The sequence below is a fragment of the Senegalia massiliensis genome (assembly GCF_009911265.1).
Classification (GTDB): domain Bacteria; phylum Bacillota; class Clostridia; order Tissierellales; family SIT17; genus Anaeromonas; species Anaeromonas massiliensis_A.
The window spans coordinates 21052-39758 of sequence record NZ_QXXA01000013.1 but is presented as its reverse complement, the minus strand read 5'-3'; the positions used below and the strand labels follow the sequence as shown (position 1 = coordinate 39758).

The following is an 18707-nucleotide window of genomic DNA, read 5'->3' as shown; positions in this document are numbered from 1 at the left end:
TTATTATACAATATTATATATAGGAATAATATTGTATAATAATAAATAAGCACTATATTCGTAAAACACAATGGATATATTGTTATGTATATGATATAATATATATAAGAGACTAACTAAACACATTATTATATTATTAGTGTTTAAAAAGAAATGTAAAATTTAAATAAGAGTTTTATTAGTAAATAAAATCTACCAAAAGTATTTTTTTATTCTATTAAGAGGTACTATTGCATAGTGTATGTTATTTAAGTGTCTTAGAATGGAATTTAGAAGGTCAATTTTTATGGATTAGTCAATACCTTAATTATAGAAGTTGAAAATTTATATTTTCTATGGAGTGATTTATATAAATGATTATAATTGGATATTTGATAGTTTTAATTGGATTATTAATACTTTCAGCTATGATATTAGCATTAATTAAAAAGAAATATAAATCACAATATTATTTGATGGTTACTGGAACTATTTATATATTATTGTTGGCCATTATTAGTAGTGATAGGAGATTTATAGGTGCATTGATTATAATGATTACTTTTATATTTATTAATAAAAAATACAATAAAATAGATTAATAATTATATGGAGGTTAAATTTTGAAAGAAGAAGTTAAAATCAATTTATTAAAAAAATTACTTAAAGAATTACCTTCTATTAGTGAAGATCCTTCTGAAATAGAACAAGATATAATGTTTCTATATAAATATAATACAGAACTAATCAAGTGGGAAAATGCTAAAGAAGAGGAAGTACATAGTATTGTAGGACAAATCAAATCATTCTTAGATACTGAAAAAGGAACACAGATCTTTATTGATATGATTAAAATTAGGTCTGAACTTATCAAATTAGAGAAATTATTTGAACAAAAGTATAAAAAGGCATACTCTATAATTCAGGAACAAGAAACTATAAATAAATATATCAGTTTAGAAGGAATAAAAGAACTTATTTATCATGTAAATGGTGATAGTTTACATTATAATACAATAACTAACTGGCAGAAAAAAGGTTATTTAGGAGAAAGTTATTCTGAAAAAGAATTGTGTCCTAATAGCTATACTTCTCATAGAACATTATATTTTGAAAAAAAGAAAGCGATAGAATTTCTTATTAAAGAAAATAAATTGAAACCTAAATATGACATATTAGAAGATGTAAAGGAAGGTACTATAATGACTTATATCATTACTGATGATAATAAACTAGGATATGTATATGAAGATTTAGAAACAGGAAAAGAGGGGATAATATGTTGAGCAAAAAAGAAAGGGAAGAACTTTTAAACCAAAAAAAGGATAAAAAGTTTCAAGAAAATTTCCAAGTGATAATCAATGAAATAGAAAGACATTTGACCTCTAAAGATATACACACAAAATTTAACTCAGAAGAAACTCTTATTAACGGATACTTAGAGTATTTAGATAGGAAAGAGTTAATTGGTATACTTAAAAAACATAATTATAAGATTACATTAAATAATAAAGTTATAAATTTAGATAGTGGAGTAGAAATAGACCTTCTTAGCATAATAAGGAAAGTGCCAACTATAAATAAAATAGAAAAAATCCTTAAAGATAAAGAATATAGATACTTTTTTGTTTTTAGCCTAAAAGAAGGAGAAGGTTTGTTACGTAAAATATGGTATGAAGAAACTTTAGGAATAGGTTTTGAGTAATAATTAGAAAAAAACTAAATGGTTAGAGAAGATTAAGGGGGTAAACGTATGAAGATAAAAATAATAATTTTACTATTGATTTTAATTATAGGAATTACTGCTATAGGTTGCGATACAGAAACTACTGAAAATAGTCAACTAGAGGATTTTAAAAATGTATTTAGTGAAAGTGGAGAAAAAACATCAGAAATAAAAGAAGAAAATGTAAGTAATGATAAAACTAATAGTTTAGATACTATAAAAGATAATATAGAAGAAGGAATAAAAGATACTTCTGATAGTCTTAAAGATGGAATTAAGGAAGGTATAAGCGAAACTTCTGATAAAGTAAAAGATGGTATAGAAGAAGGAATAAACTCTTTATCTGAAGAAACTAAAGAAAAGTTAGTTGATAACTCTAAAAATATTACAAATGAAATAAAAAAAATAACAGTATCTAATAATTATGAAACAGTAAAGGTAATAAGAGTAATTGATGGAGATACTTTAATAGTTGATAAGAATGGAACTGAAGAAAGGGTAAGAATGGTTGGAATGAACACACCTGAGAGTGTAGGTGCAAATATTAATGATCCAGAGCCTTATGGGATAGAGTCTAGTAATTTTACTAAAGAATTGTTACCTGCAGGTAAAACAATATACATGACTAAAGATATAGAAAACAGAGATAAATATGATAGATTACTTAGATATATTTGGTTAGATAAGCCAAATAACTTAAATATGAAAGAAACAATGGTCAATGCGATATTAGTTAAGGAAGGTTTTGCTAATGTTATGACTATACAACCGAATAGCAAGTATTCTTTAGTATTTAAAGGACTTGAAACACAGGCCAGAACATTAAATAAAGGACTTTGGGGATTAGAGTAATATATCAAGTTGAATAGGAGGTATTATAAATGAAAAGAAGAGTGGTATTAGTTAATACAAATGAAGTAGTAAGACTAAATAAAGGAAATAAAGAAAATGAAGTTATATGTAGTTGTGGAAATGAGGTTATTATAAAAGATACAAATAGAAACATAAAAATAGTTAAAACTTGCAGCAAATGTTTAAGTAGCTACTTACCTTTCAATAGCAGTTACAATAATAATAGTGTAGACTTGAATATGCAAATTGATAGAAACTACATAGAGCAGATAGTTAGTAATATAGATAAATGTTTTAAAAGAAAACCAATTTAATATAAGAAGAATTAAATTAATAGATAAAGGTTGATTATATGAAAAGTGTATTAAAGCTGACAAAAGAAAATGTAAAAATAATTCAAAGTATAAAAAAGACTAATAAAAAAATAGAATTATATGTAGATATGGAAAATCAAATAATAGATATAGATTTCAAGGAGTTAAAAATTAAAAAGGAAACATATTTAAACATAAATAATAATTTTATAAATGAATTAAAAGTAGGGATAAAAGAAGTAAATAATACTGATAACTTAGATTATATAATAGATATGACCTATAATGATGAATTTTGTATTATAAAAGAAAAAGAAGGTAAGAAAGTATTAATAACTTTAAATTTAAAAAACACTCATTTATTAGAAAATCTAAGAATAAAATATCCAGATAAAACTCAGAATGATATTTTAAATGAATTGATAGCTAAAGGTTTAAGTTATACTTTAGAAAATTAATAACCTATAAAACTAATAAAGGAGGCATTAAAAAAATGGAAGTTATAGCGAGGTAACTATAAAATATATCTGAGAATATATAAAATAAATTATTGATTTTTGTAAATATGCTAGATACATTTACCAAAAAATGATATAATTAATATAGCAAGAACATTAGTTTGTTAAGTTAATATTACTCACCTCAATCATCAGAAGTCGTTGGGTTATTTGAATAAACTAATGAAAAGAGGTGAGTAAGTGGAAAGTAGTATATTTAATGTTTTCCTAGTTATCTCTGGATTGATAGGATTGTATATAGTTTCTAATGCTAAGAATCCTATAACCATTAAAATTACAATAAAATCTATAGAAATAGAAATAGACACAAAAAAAAGTAAGTAGTTGACGGCTACTCACTTTTGTTCCACAAGAAATATTAACTTTTAAGTCCAACGACTTCTGTATTAATATTATACCCTATAAACACAAAAAAATAAACAGGGAGATGAAAAAAATCTTAACTATATTTTTGATTTTACTTAATATATGTATCTGGTTTGTTGCTTTATGTTGTATTAGAGGTAAAAATTTTGAAAAATCATATAAATTTATGAGTTTAAAAGTTAATATAAATAAAGAAAAATAATAATTTTTACATCATATGTAAGATTATTATTTTTCTTTATTTTACAATAACAATATATATATTTAGTGAAAATTAATTATTGGGGAGGGAGTAATATAGGTACTAATAAAAAAGAAAAAGAAATTATCATTATTGATAGCTATAATAACGAAGGAGCTATTGGTGGATTTATATTTTTCGTTGCTTTTAAAGGGATATTTAAATTCTTCAAAAATATATTAAAAGGAAAGACACCTCTTCAGAAATTATTTACTATCATGTTAATTAGTTTTTTAGTAACTGCAATAGGAATATTTATAATAATAGGTATCTATCAAGTAACTAGCAATTATTCTCCTGAGAGAACAACTTTAGAAATAGATGAAGAACAGGGGGAACAAATTGATAATATGCTTGATGAGATGCAGGAAAAAGGTGATGAAGGATTAGACAAAAGTTTAAATGAACTTGAACAACTGAAAAAAAAACAATCAGATGTATTGGAAAAAAATTTAGAAGAAATGAAAGACAAATAATTATATATTGATATTATATGCTCTTATTTTTAAATTTTTCTTTTATATTTCTAATTCCAGATTAATGATATTGAAAACATACTAGAGAATCATTTAAGTAATAAATAAAGCTAAATCTTATAATTATAAGATTTAGCTTTATTTATTACTTAGCCAAAAATTATATAGGGAAGTGATTTAAAAAAGTAAATTAACTAGTACAAACTTATTTGGTAAACGTAAGTTTACCAAATAAGTTTGTAGAATTGAAGATATTTATATGATATAATAATTATATACAATCATAAAACACAAATATAACACGTTATATATTGTTATTAAAGGTATTAAATATACTATTTTAAAGGAGAATATATATGAATAAGTTGATCAGCAATTTTAAGTTATCAAAAAAGCATGAAAATTATTTAGTAATAATATTAGCAGTTATACTTATAGGTTTATTAGTATATGTCACTAGTTTAGCTGAACAATCTAATACAAGCCATATGCTACCTTATAAGCTTTATATGTACAATAAATAGATTTAAGATGATAAACTTATTTATTAAAACCATATTTACCCAAAAAGTTTAATTTATGTAAGAAGTTAGATAACAAAAAATGTTAGGAGTTATAATATGAATGATTTTTTAAAAGGTATAAAGAAAATAAAAAATAGAAAGAAGATAAATGGATTATATGAATCAGCTGATATACTCTCTCCTATTGAGAAACAAAGCCTTATTATTTTTTCGAGTGTATTATTTATCCCCTTATTAATATCTGTTATAATAATTAGTATTAACTATATATAGCATATATTAATCGAAAGGATTATTATTATGAAAAAAGATATTGAAATTAAGCTGCATAAAAAGCGAACAAAAAAATTAAAAATAATGCCAGAATTTATTGTGAATTATATTATGATAATGCAAGAAAAGTATGGGATAAATACTCAAATTGCATATTTAATTGATTATAATATTTATTTAGAGTATTTATTAACACTTCCTCAATTTTATAAATATAAAGAAATAAATGAGTTCAGGCCTGATGATTTAGGAAGTAGATACCTAAATGAAAATGATATATGGGGATTTTTAGACTATCTTAATGGCTATAAAAAGATATATATAACTAAAACAGGTAAAAAAATAGAAAAGCATTTCTCTAATACTAGAGTAGGAAAAGCTAGAAAACTTGCAAGTATACATAAGTTATATAAATACTTGTCAAGAAGATATGACATTGATGATATTACTAAACATATAGAAATACAAATAAAACAAAAAAAAGAAATAAGAGATAGGCTAAACAATAAAGAAATTAACTTATTAATAAATACAATACAATTTGATAAAAATATAAAAAATGATACTTTATTAAAGTACCATAAAAAAGTTAAATTAAGAGATCTATGTATAGTTTTATTATTAGGTTTAACAGGAATAAGAGTAAGTGAATTAATTCAATTAGATATATCTGATATTAGTATACACGATGAAAAAATGATAGTAATAAGAAAAAGTGGAAATCAAGATATGTTATTCATTCCAGATGCTGCCCTCCCCTTTTTAAAAGAGTATATTGACTTTAGAAACAATATAAAAGGAGTGTCAGAAGAATATAAAAATGCTTTATTTTTATCACTTCATAAAAAAAGAATTAATCAAGAGTCAATTAGAAACTTATTAAAGAAGTATAAAACACGTGCTAATATTCAAATTGATATAACTCCTCATACACTAAGAAGAACATTCGCTACTCATTTATTAAACATAGAAAATGGAAGTATAGAATTAGTAGCACAGCAATTAGGACATTCTAGTATAGAAACTGCAAGAAGATTTTATGCGGACCTTAATGAAGAAACAATAAAGAAAGCAACAAAAAATTTCACATATAATAAAAATATATAGAAAAATATGCAGAAAAAAATTAGCAATTTGAACTTTAGTAAGGATGATTAGATGTTTAATAGTAAATACCCAAATAAAAGAACAAACATTATAAGAAAAATAGCAAAAAATGAGGTATTAGACTATAAAGAAATTGCCTTTTATTTTAATATCGAAGAAAAGTTAGTTTATAATATCTTAATGATGTACAGAAACTATGGCAGAGAGAATGTATATAGCATTACTCTAACAAATAAAAGAGTAGATGAAATAATAAGTTTAGGCACAAAAAATAAGCTACAAGTTATTAAATAAATAATAACTTGTAGCTTATTTTTTATAATAGATATCCATGAATTTCTCTTAATATAAGATTAGTTGCCCATTTAGGAATTAGAATAGTTTTATAGCAAACATTATCACCTAGTTGAAATTCTACATTTCCTTTTGATTTCAATAAATTACTATATAAGAGTTGAGAATTTTCAATTGGAATATCAAGCATAGAACTAACTTTGTAAGGATATTTAATATGAATAGAAAATGAATATAATACCCTTTTCATTTTATTATCTTCACTTGTGAAATCAAGTATATATTTTGGTTTTATATATGCATCTCTTCCTAATATAATATTAGAAATATCTTTAATTTTTCTTTTTAATGACATAATAGTTTCCCCTATCTGTATCTGCCTTTTTTACTTTATTAATTTTTTTGTTTATATTTATAACTTTATTTTTCAATATATTTTTTTGCTTATAATTTTTACTTGCGTACTCTGAATAATGAACTATTATTTCTCTTTCTATTGAGTATGCAGAAAACTCATCAATTGGTAATATTTTTTGACTTTTGTCATCAAACTTTACAATTAGTTTGTTTGTTACAAAGCCAATAAAATAACATATACCAAATTTATCGTGAAATAGTATAAGATCATTCATTTAATCACCTCTTTTGTTGCATTATTTATAATTCATTTCATACCCCCAATATTTTCCGTTCTTTTTAAGTTTAAGAACACACTCAAAATCTCCTTTTTCCCCTTTTAAATTTTTCATGTGAAATTCATTTTTATTTAATAAACTTTTAACCATAGTTTTAGTTGGTTTTTTACTAAATTTAGCTAAAAATTTGTCATTTTTAAAGATAACAAAATTGCAATTTCTATCTTCACAAGTATAAGCTTTTGTATTTTCAACAACATTTTTATTACATTCTGGACATTTACCTAAACTTTGAATTTGCTTTTTTTCTACATCAAACTCAAGCTCATACTTATCATTTTTTTTAATAACTTTTGTTTTTATATTAATACCTTTAATACCAAATATGACACCATCTTTATTTTCAATAAGAGCTGCAGCATTCTTTTTAGTTATAGTAGTTATACCAAATTTAGATAGAAAGGCATTTTTCTTCCATATAACAAAGGTACAACCTTCTTTCCACCCACTGCACCCATAACCTTTTTTACTTTCTACAATAGGCTTTGAACAAGCAGGACAACTACCTACACTATTTTTAGTCATTTCATTAGCAAAATCAATTACTACACCTTCTGATTGTTTTATTTGATTAACTCCTTTTATAGTTAAATTCTTTATTATTCCCATAAATTGTTTTTTGGTAAATTTACCTTTTTCAATATCAGATAATGTTTTTTCTAACTTTCCTGTAAAATCTACATCCATTAATTCTTTCACAGGGAAAAGATTAATTAAATTTATCCCTATATCAGTAATAAGTATATTTTTACCCTTCATTTTTACATATCCTATATCATTCATTTTAGACAATGTTGATGCTCTTGTAGGCTGTGTACCTATCTCATAACCACTTAATACATTAGATAACATACTATCATTTTCTGCGTTTGAATCAACCTTTTTACCGCAATTCTCCATAGTTTCAAATAGAGTCTTTGTAGTATAGTGTCTTGGAGGTTTTGTTTGCTTAGTTAGAATATTAAGCTTGTCTACATTTACATTCTCTCCATTATCTATTTGTGGTAACATATCTTCTTGAACATCTTTATCAAATAATTTGAGCCAACCTTCAGAGATTAAAATTCTGCCTGTTGTTTTAAATAATACATCAGTATCTTTAATTTGTGTTATTATCTTAGTATTTTCATATTTAGCGGGTGGCATAAATTGTGATAAAAATCTATTTTTTATTTCATTATAAATAAGCATTTCATCACTATTTAACTCTTTAGGTATTATATAAGTAGGTATAATAGCACCATGACCATCAACTTTCGAACTATCAAATACTGTTTTTTTATTATGAAACTTAATATCATTTTTATATGGAGAATTTCCTTTTAATATTTCTAATACCTTTTCGGTTTTATTTATAAACTCCGGATTGCTTTCTAGATGTCTAGATTTAGTTCTGGTATAAGAAATATATCCTCCCTTACCATTTCCCTCATAAAGTGATTGAGCAATACGTGCAACCTTATCTGCTGTCCAACCATTATATTTAGATGTAATATAACCTTGAAGGTCATTTAAGTTAAATAATGAAGGAGAATTTTTATTAGAAGTTTCTATCTTTTTATCTTTAATAAAAGCACTTTTACCTGTAATTTTATTTTTAATATTTTCTAAAATTCTCTTATCGTTAAATTTAGTATTATTATCAATAAATAATGTTCCATCATAGTTACCTTTATCTGTAGTAAAAGTAGATTTCAATTCATAATAATCTTTTGATACAAAATTATTTATCTCCATATCTCTATCATGGATTAATTTTAAAGTAGGAAGTATTACTCTACCAATACTTAGTGGATATTTACCTCTACCTTTTGTATATTTCAAAGTAGATACTGAAGTAAAATTAATACCTAGAGTCCAATCAGCTTGTTGTCTACATAAACCTGCTATTTCTTGATTTCTATAATTAGAATTAAGTTTCATAGTACTTATATTAGATCTAATTGCATCTGGGGTCCACTCGTTAAGAGTCATTCTATATGTTTTCTTTTTGTTGCCTAAGAAAGCATTTAAAAGGAAAAATATAAGTGATCCTTCCCTATCATAATCAAATGCATTAACTACTTCTATAACATCATCTCTATTAATTAGTTTTTTTATTATACCTATTTGCTTTTTACACCACAAGTCAACTTTTTTACTCTTTCTATCAGTTTTGATTTTATACATATATTTTTCTGGTATAAAAGGAAATTTATCTAAAGACCATACCTCCATAGATGGATCATAGTCTACACTATCTTTTAATTCTAGTAAATGACCTCTAGCATAAGTAATAACATTGCCATTACCTTCATAATATCCATTTTTTTTCTCACAATTTAATGTTCTTGCCAAGTTTAATGCAACACTTGACTTTTCTGCTATAAATAATCTCATTTTATCTCCTCCTAAATTATAAATGATTCATACTACAATAACTAATTAAATCTGATTACTTTATCGTAATATGAATCATTTATAATTATTTAAATCTGTATTTTATCGAATATTTTCAAATAATCAACTCCAGCTTTAACTCCTTGTAAATAAGTTCTGAAAGGAACTCTTGAAATCCCTCTATTAATAACCTCATTCATATAGTTTATATTCTTAGTGAAATAGTTTTTTAATCCTCTTTTACTATTTGGATGTAAAAGATTATAGTTATTAGTGAAATGACTTTTATATGTTTTTAATAGAACTATTTCACGTTCATTTAACCTATGTACTTCTTCATTTGTATTGTATTGCATTAAATAACTCCTTTCACTAATTTATGCACTTAATAATATATTTCCATATTTATGTTTATTTTTAATGTAATACCTCAGATTATATAAAGAAGGAGTTTTAGTACGACTTCCATAATAGGTAATTACAGTTACTTTGTCTTTTTTTACATCTAAAACTGCTACTATATCATTATCTAATAAGTAAAAATTTTTATATAGATGTCTTATTTTCTTACTCCTAAAAATATTTTTTATATAATTATTTGCATCAGTGATACTATTAAAATTAGGATAATTGTCTAATCTTCCTGATTCATTCCACCTTTTCAAACTATGTTTAGTATGTATAACATTTTGAGTTGTGATGAAAACTCTATTATCTTCTCTAGTTTTATAGTTTCTATTCATGATTTTCCCTCCTGTTATTTTAAAGTTATTTTACAATCTTATATTATATATTATACAACACTTATATTGTGTGGTCAAACCTATTGCGGGTTAATTTGATTTATCATATCCTAACAATGTAGACACAATATATATATTGTGATAAAATAATGATAGAATAAACTTTAAGGATAATATTAAAACATCAGGAAGGAGTAATTTAATGAAGAAAGCTAAGAGAAAGCAATTAATATATATAGAACAACTAAAAAGATACTTACATAACTATAATAAAAATATTAAAACAACTTATCAAATTGATATAGAAAGTAATATGAAGCTAAGTTATGAACAAGCTGATAAGAAAATAAAAGACTTAATATGTAAACTTAATAGCTTAGGATTAGAACACAGCATTAACTTAGATAAAAATATAGATAATAGAACAATAATAAAGACACCTGTTCAATTTGTAGAGAACTATAAAGAATTAAATAGTTTTACTATAGATAGAGATAAGAAAAAAATAATATTAAAAACATCTGAAGGAGAAACTATTGAATTTGAATTATCAGATAGGTTAATAAATGAAGATAATAAATATATAATAAGTCCATTATATATTTATTCTAAGTGTTCAAAGGCTATAAATTATAATAAAAGAATTAATATATTTAAAGTTAAATATAAGCAACCTATTATAGATAATAATAACAAACATTATGAGATGTATGGACTAATGCTAGAAAATACTGATGATATAAAAGAAAGAAAAAAACAATTAGTAGAGATAAGAAATAAGATATTAGAAGTAACAGATCATAAGGTACCTTATGATAACTCAGAAGATCATGTAAGACATTGCTATAGAGAAAACTTTTCTAAAATATTTTCATATATAGAAAAAAATGATATAAAACTATATGAAAAGTTAGAATCAAAAGAATATATAAATGATAGTAATAAAGCTGAAGAATTAGCAAGTATATTTTATGATAGCACATTAGTAAGTACTTATGATAAAGTAGAATATATATAATAATTTTAATGTATGTTATAATAAATATATTAAGTTTCAAAAATTAATTTAATTTATCAAATGCAAAAAGTATATAATTTTATAAATAGAGTATTCTTAAATCAATTTTTAAAATAAAGGGATTACTCTATTTTTTTATGCTTAAAAACGATTAAATTAACATATAAAGCAATAATAAATAGAATTAGAGCTATGATACTATTAAATAGTTATGAACTATAATAAAGGTAAATAACACAGCTATCCCCACCCCTTTAAAAGCCAGTCTTTTATTTAATTAAAGTATGATATATCAATAAGTTAAGAATTTTAATCACAGATAAAAACAAAAAAACATGTATAAGTAATATCATAAATATAAAAAAGATATGCGATGTATAATATAATTAAAAATCATATTTATTTTCTTCTCCCCTTCCATCTTTTTTTCAAAATAAATTAAAATTAATATTAATCAAAAAAAAGAAAAAAGAAAATAAAAAAATAAATAAAAAGAAGAAAAAAAGAAAAAAATATTTTTTATACTTTCTTTTCGAGAACAAATAACTTTTGGAATTTCAAAAAAATGATGAACAAAGTTTTTTTACATAGTTTCAAAAAAATTAAAATTATAATCTGAAAAAATATGGTGAAATAAGTTAACTGATTTTTATATAATAATATATCGCATATCTTTTTTATATTTATGATATATAATATTAATATACTATTTTTATTGAAAATATGGATAATGACTTGAGTAAAATAATTGCTAAAAGTGAGGGTAATGTTATAGGAATATTGAATAGAATATTAAACTACTTATTAAAACTCTTAAAAATAACATTCCAAACTATACAAAAGAACAAAAAAATGTGGCACATTCGAGTAGATAATTTACATACTTTTAAAAATAAGAGCAATTAATAATAAAAGATAATAGAAAGTGATCACTTTCTATTATCTTTTATTATTATAGGATTGTATTACTAATTTTTATTACTTAATAGAACTTTAAATGGTCTTATAATATAATTGAATTCTAGCCTATTTGGACTTTTACTTTTTAGAGTATATAAATATATTTAAAATAGCATAAAGGAGTATTTTAATGAAATTTAAAGCTTTAATTAACAGATATCTTAGTGAAAGAGATAGAGCATTTCGTATAAGTACAATTATTGATGTAGGTAACTTCATAAACAATAGAAAGAATATAAATTCTTCAAAAAATGAAAAAGAGGAACTGATAAATATTTGCTCAGAAATAAAAGAGGAATTACTATTATTATCTAATGAATATAGAAGTGATATTTCCAGACAAGAAATTAATAAAATTGAAAATTTAGAGATAGATAGTTTATGTAAATGTGAATTAATAGGTAATTTTTGTACTAAAATAGGTTATAAAATACAGGAACAACAAAAAATCAATATATTATTATGTCCTCTATTCCCCTTTAGCTTTATCAAAATTAATTATATTGATGGTCTTATACTAATAATATCTATATCATTATTAATCTTCGGAGTAAATATTATTTAAATAAGTAAAGAATAAAGTATTTAAATACTTTATTCTTTACTTATTGTAACACTATATATTATAATTCATTATTATTCTTATTCTATTAATACTATTTATCTGGATCATCTTCAATAACAACAAGTATAGTTTTTAAAATAGTTAAAATAGTTAAAGTTAAAAATATCAATATAAAAGCGACTAACTTAGTATTTTCAATTGAAAATACTTTAAGATATTCGCCTGTCTTTAAAATATAAGCACAGAAGAAAGCAAATATAATATAGAATATACCTAAACCTAAAATATTACCTATAGTAACTGGAAAGATTTTTTCATTTTCATAAAAAGTATAATTTAAAATACTTTTTATTTTTTTCATAACTTTACCTCCCCTACTATCTTTTTTGTTTTTAGACAATTGCTTGTTAAGATTAATCTTTTTTTCTTCATAATCTCTACTATATAATGTAAATAATATCGGATTGTTATTTTGTAATTCTATTCCATAATCTTTAAATATATATCCATAGCTATAATTTGGAAAATCTTTTGCATTTAAATCCTCAAATTGATTATTTTTATAATTATTAAATACTTTACTTTTTTCCATCTATATTACAACCTTTGATTTTATATAAATTTTATCATCTAGAACTTGTACGAAAATTTCTGTTTGCTCTGAATCTATTTCTATAGGCACTTCTATTTTTTGTCCTTTATTTTTGAAAGCTTGTTTAATTGAACTTTCAAAAATACTATGTAGATCTTCTGCTTTTCGTGAACTTGTCATGTGACTATATACCGCACAGTTAATAACATCTTTAATGTCAGCATCTGGTTGAGCAATAACACTTGCTCCTACTTCTTTATTTGTTTCACTTAAATCAACATAATTAGAAGTCATAATATTATCCTTTAAATTGAAACTTACCTTATAGATATTTTCATCTTTAGTATATTCAACATTACTAATATCCTCTCCATTATAACCATTGGTACTTATAAAATCTAATGTATTTGCATTACTTCTTAACATACCTTCTACAGCATTCGATGTAACATCTCTTTCTAGACTACAACCATTCAACATTAATATGAATAAAATAAAACAAATAATTAAACTACCTTTTCTAAACGTATCTTTCACACTAATCACTCCTTTAAGTGTATTTATACTTATATCCTTTAAACTTATCTTCTAATTCTCATTAATCCAAAATTTATTTACATTACCATCTTCATTATATTTCTTACATATCTGAGCATAACCTCTCTTAGATAAGTAAATAGCTATTTTAAAGCTAAAACTATTTTCACATCTAGGCATTAGTATATGCTTTATTTCTTCTACTGGGTCTATCATATCTAATATAGAATTACCTATATATTCTTGATGATACTTCCATCCCTTAACAAGTTTAGGTAATTCATCTTTATCTACTCCAATAAGTTTAGCAACATCTTCCCAAGTCTGAGGTCTGAGAATGGCAACTATACTTGCTTTTGAACCTGTTATTGGACAATATCTATTATTTCTTTCATCACTATCTCCTATTACTGTTCTTAAATGCCACATTTCATGCAAATCAATACTATCTGCAGATAGGTCTATCAATTGCATAATATTTGATTTTTCCCATTTCATATCCCATATATCATGCATCTTTGATACTTCACCAATCCATTTTCCTTCAGCAATAGCTTTATATAAATTATCTATATTATCTTTTATTTTTTTACGATACCATCTATTTAATCCTTCTGTTCCTCCGAACTTTTTCAGTTCATTCTCCATTTCCTTTTCTATATGTTCAGCTAGATTTCTTCTAGCCAACCAATATTGAATACTCTTAATTTTTCCTTGATCTCCAACCAATTCCCCTTCTGTAACTTTTAATATTTCATTTTTAGATAATTTGTTATGAAAATTAATCTTATCTTCTTGATAATTTCCACTATATAAGTCAATTAATATCTGATTTGTATTTTGTGATTCTCTTCCATAATCTTTAAGTATATAACCATAATTACCCTTTAAAAAGCCCTTTGTATTAAAATCCTCAAATATCTCATCTTTATAATTATTTAATACGCTGCTCTTTGCCATTTGGTTTTTAGTTGCTTCCATCAGCATATTATTAGAACTTTTTATAGCTAAGTTGAATAAATACGTTATATTCCCCTCTATCTCTTTACCAACAAAAGCATTCTTAATAATACTCATAGATATTACTATAGGTAGATAATAATTTCTTCCTAATTGAAATATTGACATTGTATTCTTGTTATTTATTTTATAGTTAGTAGAATATCCTTTATAATCAACACCACCAAGTTCGAAAAGTTCTTCATTATCATAAGGGAATAATGAAAATATCTTGCCCCTACTTGCATCTCTTCCTGGAAGTCTCTTTTTCATATATTGATTAGGATATTTTTCATCTAGTCTATCATTAAATGAGTATATATTTTCTCCATCCTTAACCACTAAAGCAAAGTAATTAAATGTTTCATGATTATTAATAAAACATAGATATATTCCATCCTTAGAATTTTCTATTGTTAAGATACACTCCTTTAAACTATTAAATATATAAATTAAATCATTGGTAACGAAATTGCCTTCTCCATTTTTACCTTTATTATAGACTTCATAGTTACAACTATCTATATCTTCAATAACAGTACCATATATATCCATTATATCTTCAATATCAATCTCAGATTTAATATCCCCTATTTCCCTATTCTTAGATATATTATCTATGTTTGTATTTATATCTTCTAAGAGATTTTTCTCAAAGTCTATTATCTCTATTGAATTAAATAGTTCCCACATTTCTTTAACGTTTTCAGATATATTATAATTATTATTCAATATATCAAGTATAGAAAATTTCTTATCACTTACATGTTTTTTAAAAATATGTTTGGCATATAAACAAGTTGAAACACTAGAACTATCATATTTCATAATAGTAGCAATAACTTCATTATCTTTGTCTAACTCATATTGTTTACTTCCTGCTTTCCAAGTATTCTTATTAGGCTCATATTTGCTAAACTTAGCCCATTTGTTCAATATATCTATAGTATTCATTTTAATCCACCTCTCATCTATAATTATGTAAAGAATATATAATTGCACCTGTTATAACTAATCCTTCATTATATACCCTCCATAAAATCATTTTTTAACTTAAGTATATTATATCACAGAAAATCTAGTAATACTAGATTTTTATCTATTATATATGGATTTTTAGAGTTTTAATACTTGTTTTTATGTATATTGCTATTCTTCTAAATTAAAAAATGACATAACATTTATCTCTAATACTTTCATAATATAAATAATTTCTTGGGCAGTTAATTTATCTTTTATCATTTTACGATTAAAATTCTTATAACCTGTTACCTGTAGATTTTCTCCTTCTTCTATTTTTACTAAACTAATAATTTGTTCATATAACCATTTTTGAGTTCTTCCCTGTTCTTTTAGTATTATTTGTACTTTTTTAGCAACGTTCATTTTTCATATTCCTTTCTATAAGTTTTATATCAATTATATCACAAATTATCTAGTATAAATAGAATATTATCTATAAATACTAGATAATATTCTATTTATTATTCTTTTTTCTAATGGAAAAGCCGACCTAAAATTAATTAGATCGGCTCAACTTATAAAATTTATATTTTTTGTTTCTATTTGGGTAATTATATTTAATTCATATTTATTAGGCTATTAATTGGTCATAATCTTCTTTATCCATCATTCCTATTGCAAGTCCATTAGTAGATAAATACCAACCATCGTTATTTAATACTTCTTTAGCCTTTTCTTCTGATTGCACATTTTGCAACCAATCTCTTTTTTCAAGTGCTATTTCATTGCCTTCTTCTTCATCAATCTCCCAAAGACAATCATCATAACCTATTTCGCCAGATAAATCTAAGTATGTTCTTATGTCGGTATAATAATTGAAATACAACTCAGCATTAATGATATTTAACGTTGTGATTAATAAATCCTCATTATCACCTAATTTTTCAGCTAGTTTATTATCATTTCTAAGTATTTCATATATACCACTTATCAATACTTCTGCCTCTCCATCATAATTAGTTATAGTATCCTCTAACATATCTTGAATATCATTAGCATATTTTTTCATTTTAAAAACTCTCCTTTCAATTTTAAAAGCACTTAAACAGGTTGTAGATATAATATTACCTATTTATAATTTTATAAGCTATAAAGTACATTTTTCATTTGATATTTTTTTGTTTCTATTTGTTAAGTTGTAGGTACTAAAATAATGATAGTTGTTCTACTTTTGCTTTCTTAGTCTTTTTATCTTCACTAAGTTTAATAGTATCAACAATAGGTTTTTGTTTATCCTTACTCTTTTTTGGTTTTGAAGGTTTGAAAACTCTATTATTCCTACCATTTTTAGGACATTCAGAATTAACTTCTATACCTAAATCTGCAAAATAATTAGCTATCATATTACAAGTAGACTCTTTTAATCCTAATAAGTTGGAATTCATGAGATTATATTGTTGTTGACCTATTTTAAAATAAGGTGTCCAATCTGCTCTATCATCAAATGTTCCATTTTCATCTTGATACATTTCATCTAAATATTCTGTATCTATATGAATTGGTAGATCTCCAATGTTTTGAATTAACCTCTCTATACCTTCAGTACCTAAAGCATAAGTTGCACCATTGTAGCTACCTCTTGTTCCTATATAAAATTGTCTTTCATTTATAACTAAGTATGCTCTCTTATACTTATCTCTAAAAGACTTCTCCAATGCATTTTCTTCCTTTTTAATATCTTCTACTATCTCTACCTCTTTTTTAATCTTTGGTAGAGTTTCAGAAGGCTTTTTAACCTTTCTGCTGCATTGTTTTTTTTGATATTCTTCTGCTTTAATTCTATTGTTTTCATTATAGTCTGTATAAAAGTTTTTACCCATATCTAAATTACTTTTATAAAGACAACCTTTATAAACTTCTTCATATAATGGATTATTTAATTTAATACATTCTCCTGCATCAGAGCAATCCTTAAAAGAATTACAACACCCTATCATATATATCCACTCCTTGAATTTGTTAAAGTAATAAGGAGAATATATTATATTCTCCTTATTTTAAAAATAATGATACATTTTTAAAATTCCTTTTTATTATATAAATTAAGCTATTTTTATTTGTTCTATTTCAGTTCTATCCTTATCAGATAATCCTAAATTATCTATACCTTTCTCTATTTTATGTAATTCACATAATAGATTAAAAGCATAAATTCTTTGTTCACTTATGAAGTCATCATTTGAATATTTTTCAATTCTCATAGATAATTCTTTATCTTGATAAACATTATTTTTGCCATTGGAGAAGTTTACTTCAATAGCCTTAAAGCTATCACTATCTATATCGCATACTTTCATTCCATGTAGATAAAATGATAAATCTCCATCCTTATATTCATAAGAAAGATTACTTTCTTTTAAAGCTATCACTGAATACTCTTTAAGAGCAAATGCACTAGCTAATGCTCTTTCTTTTCTTAATAATTCTGATGATAAGACTTCTTTTAATGTATAATCAGAAGCTCTTATATACTGTTCAATAGCTAACATAATAAATCTAGCAGGTGTATTTTTCATTTTTCAAATT

Annotated in this window: 26 protein-coding genes; 14 read left to right on the top strand and 12 right to left on the bottom strand. The window is 23.8% G+C overall.

The window, feature by feature from the left end:
• Positions 1-353 precede the first annotated feature (353 nt).
• The 12 genes from D3Z33_RS12115 to D3Z33_RS12065 all read left to right on the top strand — a co-directional run bounded on the left by D3Z33_RS12115 (position 354) and on the right by D3Z33_RS12065 (position 6670).
• Positions 354-581 carry a hypothetical protein gene (locus tag D3Z33_RS12115; protein WP_160198032.1) on the top strand — a complete coding sequence of 76 codons (228 nt, stop codon included), beginning with the start codon at positions 354-356 and terminating at the stop codon, positions 579-581.
• Between the two features lie 21 nt (positions 582-602).
• Complete coding sequence (locus tag D3Z33_RS12110) at positions 603-1265, top strand: hypothetical protein (protein ID WP_160198031.1); 663 nt, start codon at positions 603-605, stop codon at positions 1263-1265.
• Positions 1259-1684: a hypothetical protein gene (locus D3Z33_RS12105; protein ID WP_160198030.1), complete on the top strand. Its 426-nt coding sequence runs from the start codon at positions 1259-1261 to the stop codon at positions 1682-1684. The genes D3Z33_RS12110 and D3Z33_RS12105 overlap by 7 nt, the downstream gene beginning before the upstream one ends.
• A 48-nt stretch (positions 1685-1732) precedes the next feature.
• A complete protein-coding gene (locus D3Z33_RS12100) occupies positions 1733-2557 on the top strand; it encodes a thermonuclease family protein (RefSeq protein WP_160198029.1) in 825 nt (274 codons plus the stop codon).
• Between the two features lie 29 nt (positions 2558-2586).
• A complete protein-coding gene (locus D3Z33_RS12095; RefSeq protein ID WP_160198028.1) occupies positions 2587-2871 on the top strand; it encodes a hypothetical protein in 285 nt (94 codons plus the stop codon).
• 38 nt (positions 2872-2909) lie between these two features.
• Positions 2910-3329: a hypothetical protein gene (locus tag D3Z33_RS12090; protein WP_160198027.1), complete on the top strand. Its 420-nt coding sequence runs from the start codon at positions 2910-2912 to the stop codon at positions 3327-3329.
• Between the two features lie 240 nt (positions 3330-3569).
• Complete coding sequence (locus D3Z33_RS12085; protein ID WP_160198026.1) at positions 3570-3713, top strand: hypothetical protein; 144 nt, start codon at positions 3570-3572, stop codon at positions 3711-3713.
• 309 nt (positions 3714-4022) lie between these two features.
• Positions 4023-4472, top strand: coding sequence for a hypothetical protein (locus D3Z33_RS12080; RefSeq protein ID WP_160198025.1), 450 nt, complete (start codon positions 4023-4025; stop codon positions 4470-4472).
• Between the two features lie 356 nt (positions 4473-4828).
• Positions 4829-4996, top strand: coding sequence for a hypothetical protein (locus D3Z33_RS12075; RefSeq protein ID WP_160198024.1), 168 nt, complete (start codon positions 4829-4831; stop codon positions 4994-4996).
• A 96-nt stretch (positions 4997-5092) separates the two neighbouring features.
• Positions 5093-5269 (top strand): hypothetical protein, encoded by a 177-nt coding sequence (locus tag D3Z33_RS16570; RefSeq protein ID WP_207708353.1) that lies wholly within the window; start codon positions 5093-5095, stop codon positions 5267-5269.
• 27 nt (positions 5270-5296) lie between these two features.
• Complete coding sequence (locus D3Z33_RS12070; protein WP_160198023.1) at positions 5297-6376, top strand: tyrosine-type recombinase/integrase; 1080 nt, start codon at positions 5297-5299, stop codon at positions 6374-6376.
• A gap of 51 nt (positions 6377-6427) precedes the next feature.
• The gene (locus D3Z33_RS12065) at positions 6428-6670 is read left to right on the top strand and encodes a hypothetical protein (RefSeq protein ID WP_160198022.1); all 243 of its coding nucleotides are present in this window, start codon (positions 6428-6430) and stop codon (positions 6668-6670) included.
• Between the two features lie 22 nt (positions 6671-6692).
• On the opposite strand, the gene D3Z33_RS12060 is transcribed toward D3Z33_RS12065, so the two are convergent.
• The 5 genes from D3Z33_RS12060 to D3Z33_RS12040 form a co-directional block, all read right to left on the bottom strand.
• Positions 6693-7025 (bottom strand): hypothetical protein, encoded by a 333-nt coding sequence (locus D3Z33_RS12060; protein ID WP_160198021.1) that lies wholly within the window; start codon positions 7023-7025, stop codon positions 6693-6695.
• Positions 7003-7302 carry a hypothetical protein gene (locus D3Z33_RS12055; RefSeq protein WP_160198020.1) on the bottom strand — a complete coding sequence of 100 codons (300 nt, stop codon included), beginning with the start codon at positions 7300-7302 and terminating at the stop codon, positions 7003-7005. The genes D3Z33_RS12060 and D3Z33_RS12055 overlap by 23 nt, the downstream gene beginning before the upstream one ends.
• A gap of 21 nt (positions 7303-7323) precedes the next feature.
• Positions 7324-9744 carry a type IA DNA topoisomerase gene (locus D3Z33_RS12050; protein WP_160198019.1) on the bottom strand — a complete coding sequence of 807 codons (2421 nt, stop codon included), beginning with the start codon at positions 9742-9744 and terminating at the stop codon, positions 7324-7326.
• An 89-nt stretch (positions 9745-9833) separates the two neighbouring features.
• Complete coding sequence (locus D3Z33_RS12045) at positions 9834-10100, bottom strand: hypothetical protein (RefSeq protein WP_160198018.1); 267 nt, start codon at positions 10098-10100, stop codon at positions 9834-9836.
• 21 nt (positions 10101-10121) lie between these two features.
• Positions 10122-10487: a hypothetical protein gene (locus D3Z33_RS12040; RefSeq protein WP_160198017.1), complete on the bottom strand. Its 366-nt coding sequence runs from the start codon at positions 10485-10487 to the stop codon at positions 10122-10124.
• 202 nt (positions 10488-10689) lie between these two features.
• On the opposite strand from D3Z33_RS12040, the gene D3Z33_RS12035 reads away from it, so the two are divergent.
• Complete coding sequence (locus tag D3Z33_RS12035; protein ID WP_160198016.1) at positions 10690-11505, top strand: hypothetical protein; 816 nt, start codon at positions 10690-10692, stop codon at positions 11503-11505.
• A 1090-nt stretch (positions 11506-12595) separates the two neighbouring features.
• Positions 12596-13030, top strand: a complete 435-nt coding sequence (locus D3Z33_RS12030) for a hypothetical protein (RefSeq protein ID WP_160198015.1) — start codon at positions 12596-12598, stop codon at positions 13028-13030.
• A gap of 91 nt (positions 13031-13121) precedes the next feature.
• On the opposite strand, the gene D3Z33_RS12025 is transcribed toward D3Z33_RS12030, so the two are convergent.
• From D3Z33_RS12025 to D3Z33_RS11995, 7 genes are all read right to left on the bottom strand, one after another.
• Positions 13122-13622 carry a hypothetical protein gene (locus D3Z33_RS12025; protein WP_160198014.1) on the bottom strand — a complete coding sequence of 167 codons (501 nt, stop codon included), beginning with the start codon at positions 13620-13622 and terminating at the stop codon, positions 13122-13124.
• Entirely contained in the window at positions 13623-14159 is a 537-nt protein-coding gene (locus tag D3Z33_RS12020; RefSeq protein ID WP_160198013.1) for a hypothetical protein, read from the bottom strand.
• Between the two features lie 51 nt (positions 14160-14210).
• Positions 14211-16112 carry a hypothetical protein gene (locus D3Z33_RS12015; RefSeq protein ID WP_160198012.1) on the bottom strand — a complete coding sequence of 634 codons (1902 nt, stop codon included), beginning with the start codon at positions 16110-16112 and terminating at the stop codon, positions 14211-14213.
• 195 nt (positions 16113-16307) lie between these two features.
• Positions 16308-16544, bottom strand: coding sequence for a hypothetical protein (locus D3Z33_RS12010; RefSeq protein WP_160198011.1), 237 nt, complete (start codon positions 16542-16544; stop codon positions 16308-16310).
• Between the two features lie 208 nt (positions 16545-16752).
• Complete coding sequence (locus D3Z33_RS12005) at positions 16753-17190, bottom strand: hypothetical protein (RefSeq protein ID WP_160198010.1); 438 nt, start codon at positions 17188-17190, stop codon at positions 16753-16755.
• Positions 17191-17326: 136 nt separating this feature from the next.
• Positions 17327-18118 (bottom strand): hypothetical protein, encoded by a 792-nt coding sequence (locus tag D3Z33_RS12000; RefSeq protein WP_160198009.1) that lies wholly within the window; start codon positions 18116-18118, stop codon positions 17327-17329.
• 105 nt (positions 18119-18223) lie between these two features.
• Complete coding sequence (locus tag D3Z33_RS11995; protein WP_160198008.1) at positions 18224-18697, bottom strand: hypothetical protein; 474 nt, start codon at positions 18695-18697, stop codon at positions 18224-18226.
• Positions 18698-18707 lie beyond the last annotated feature (10 nt).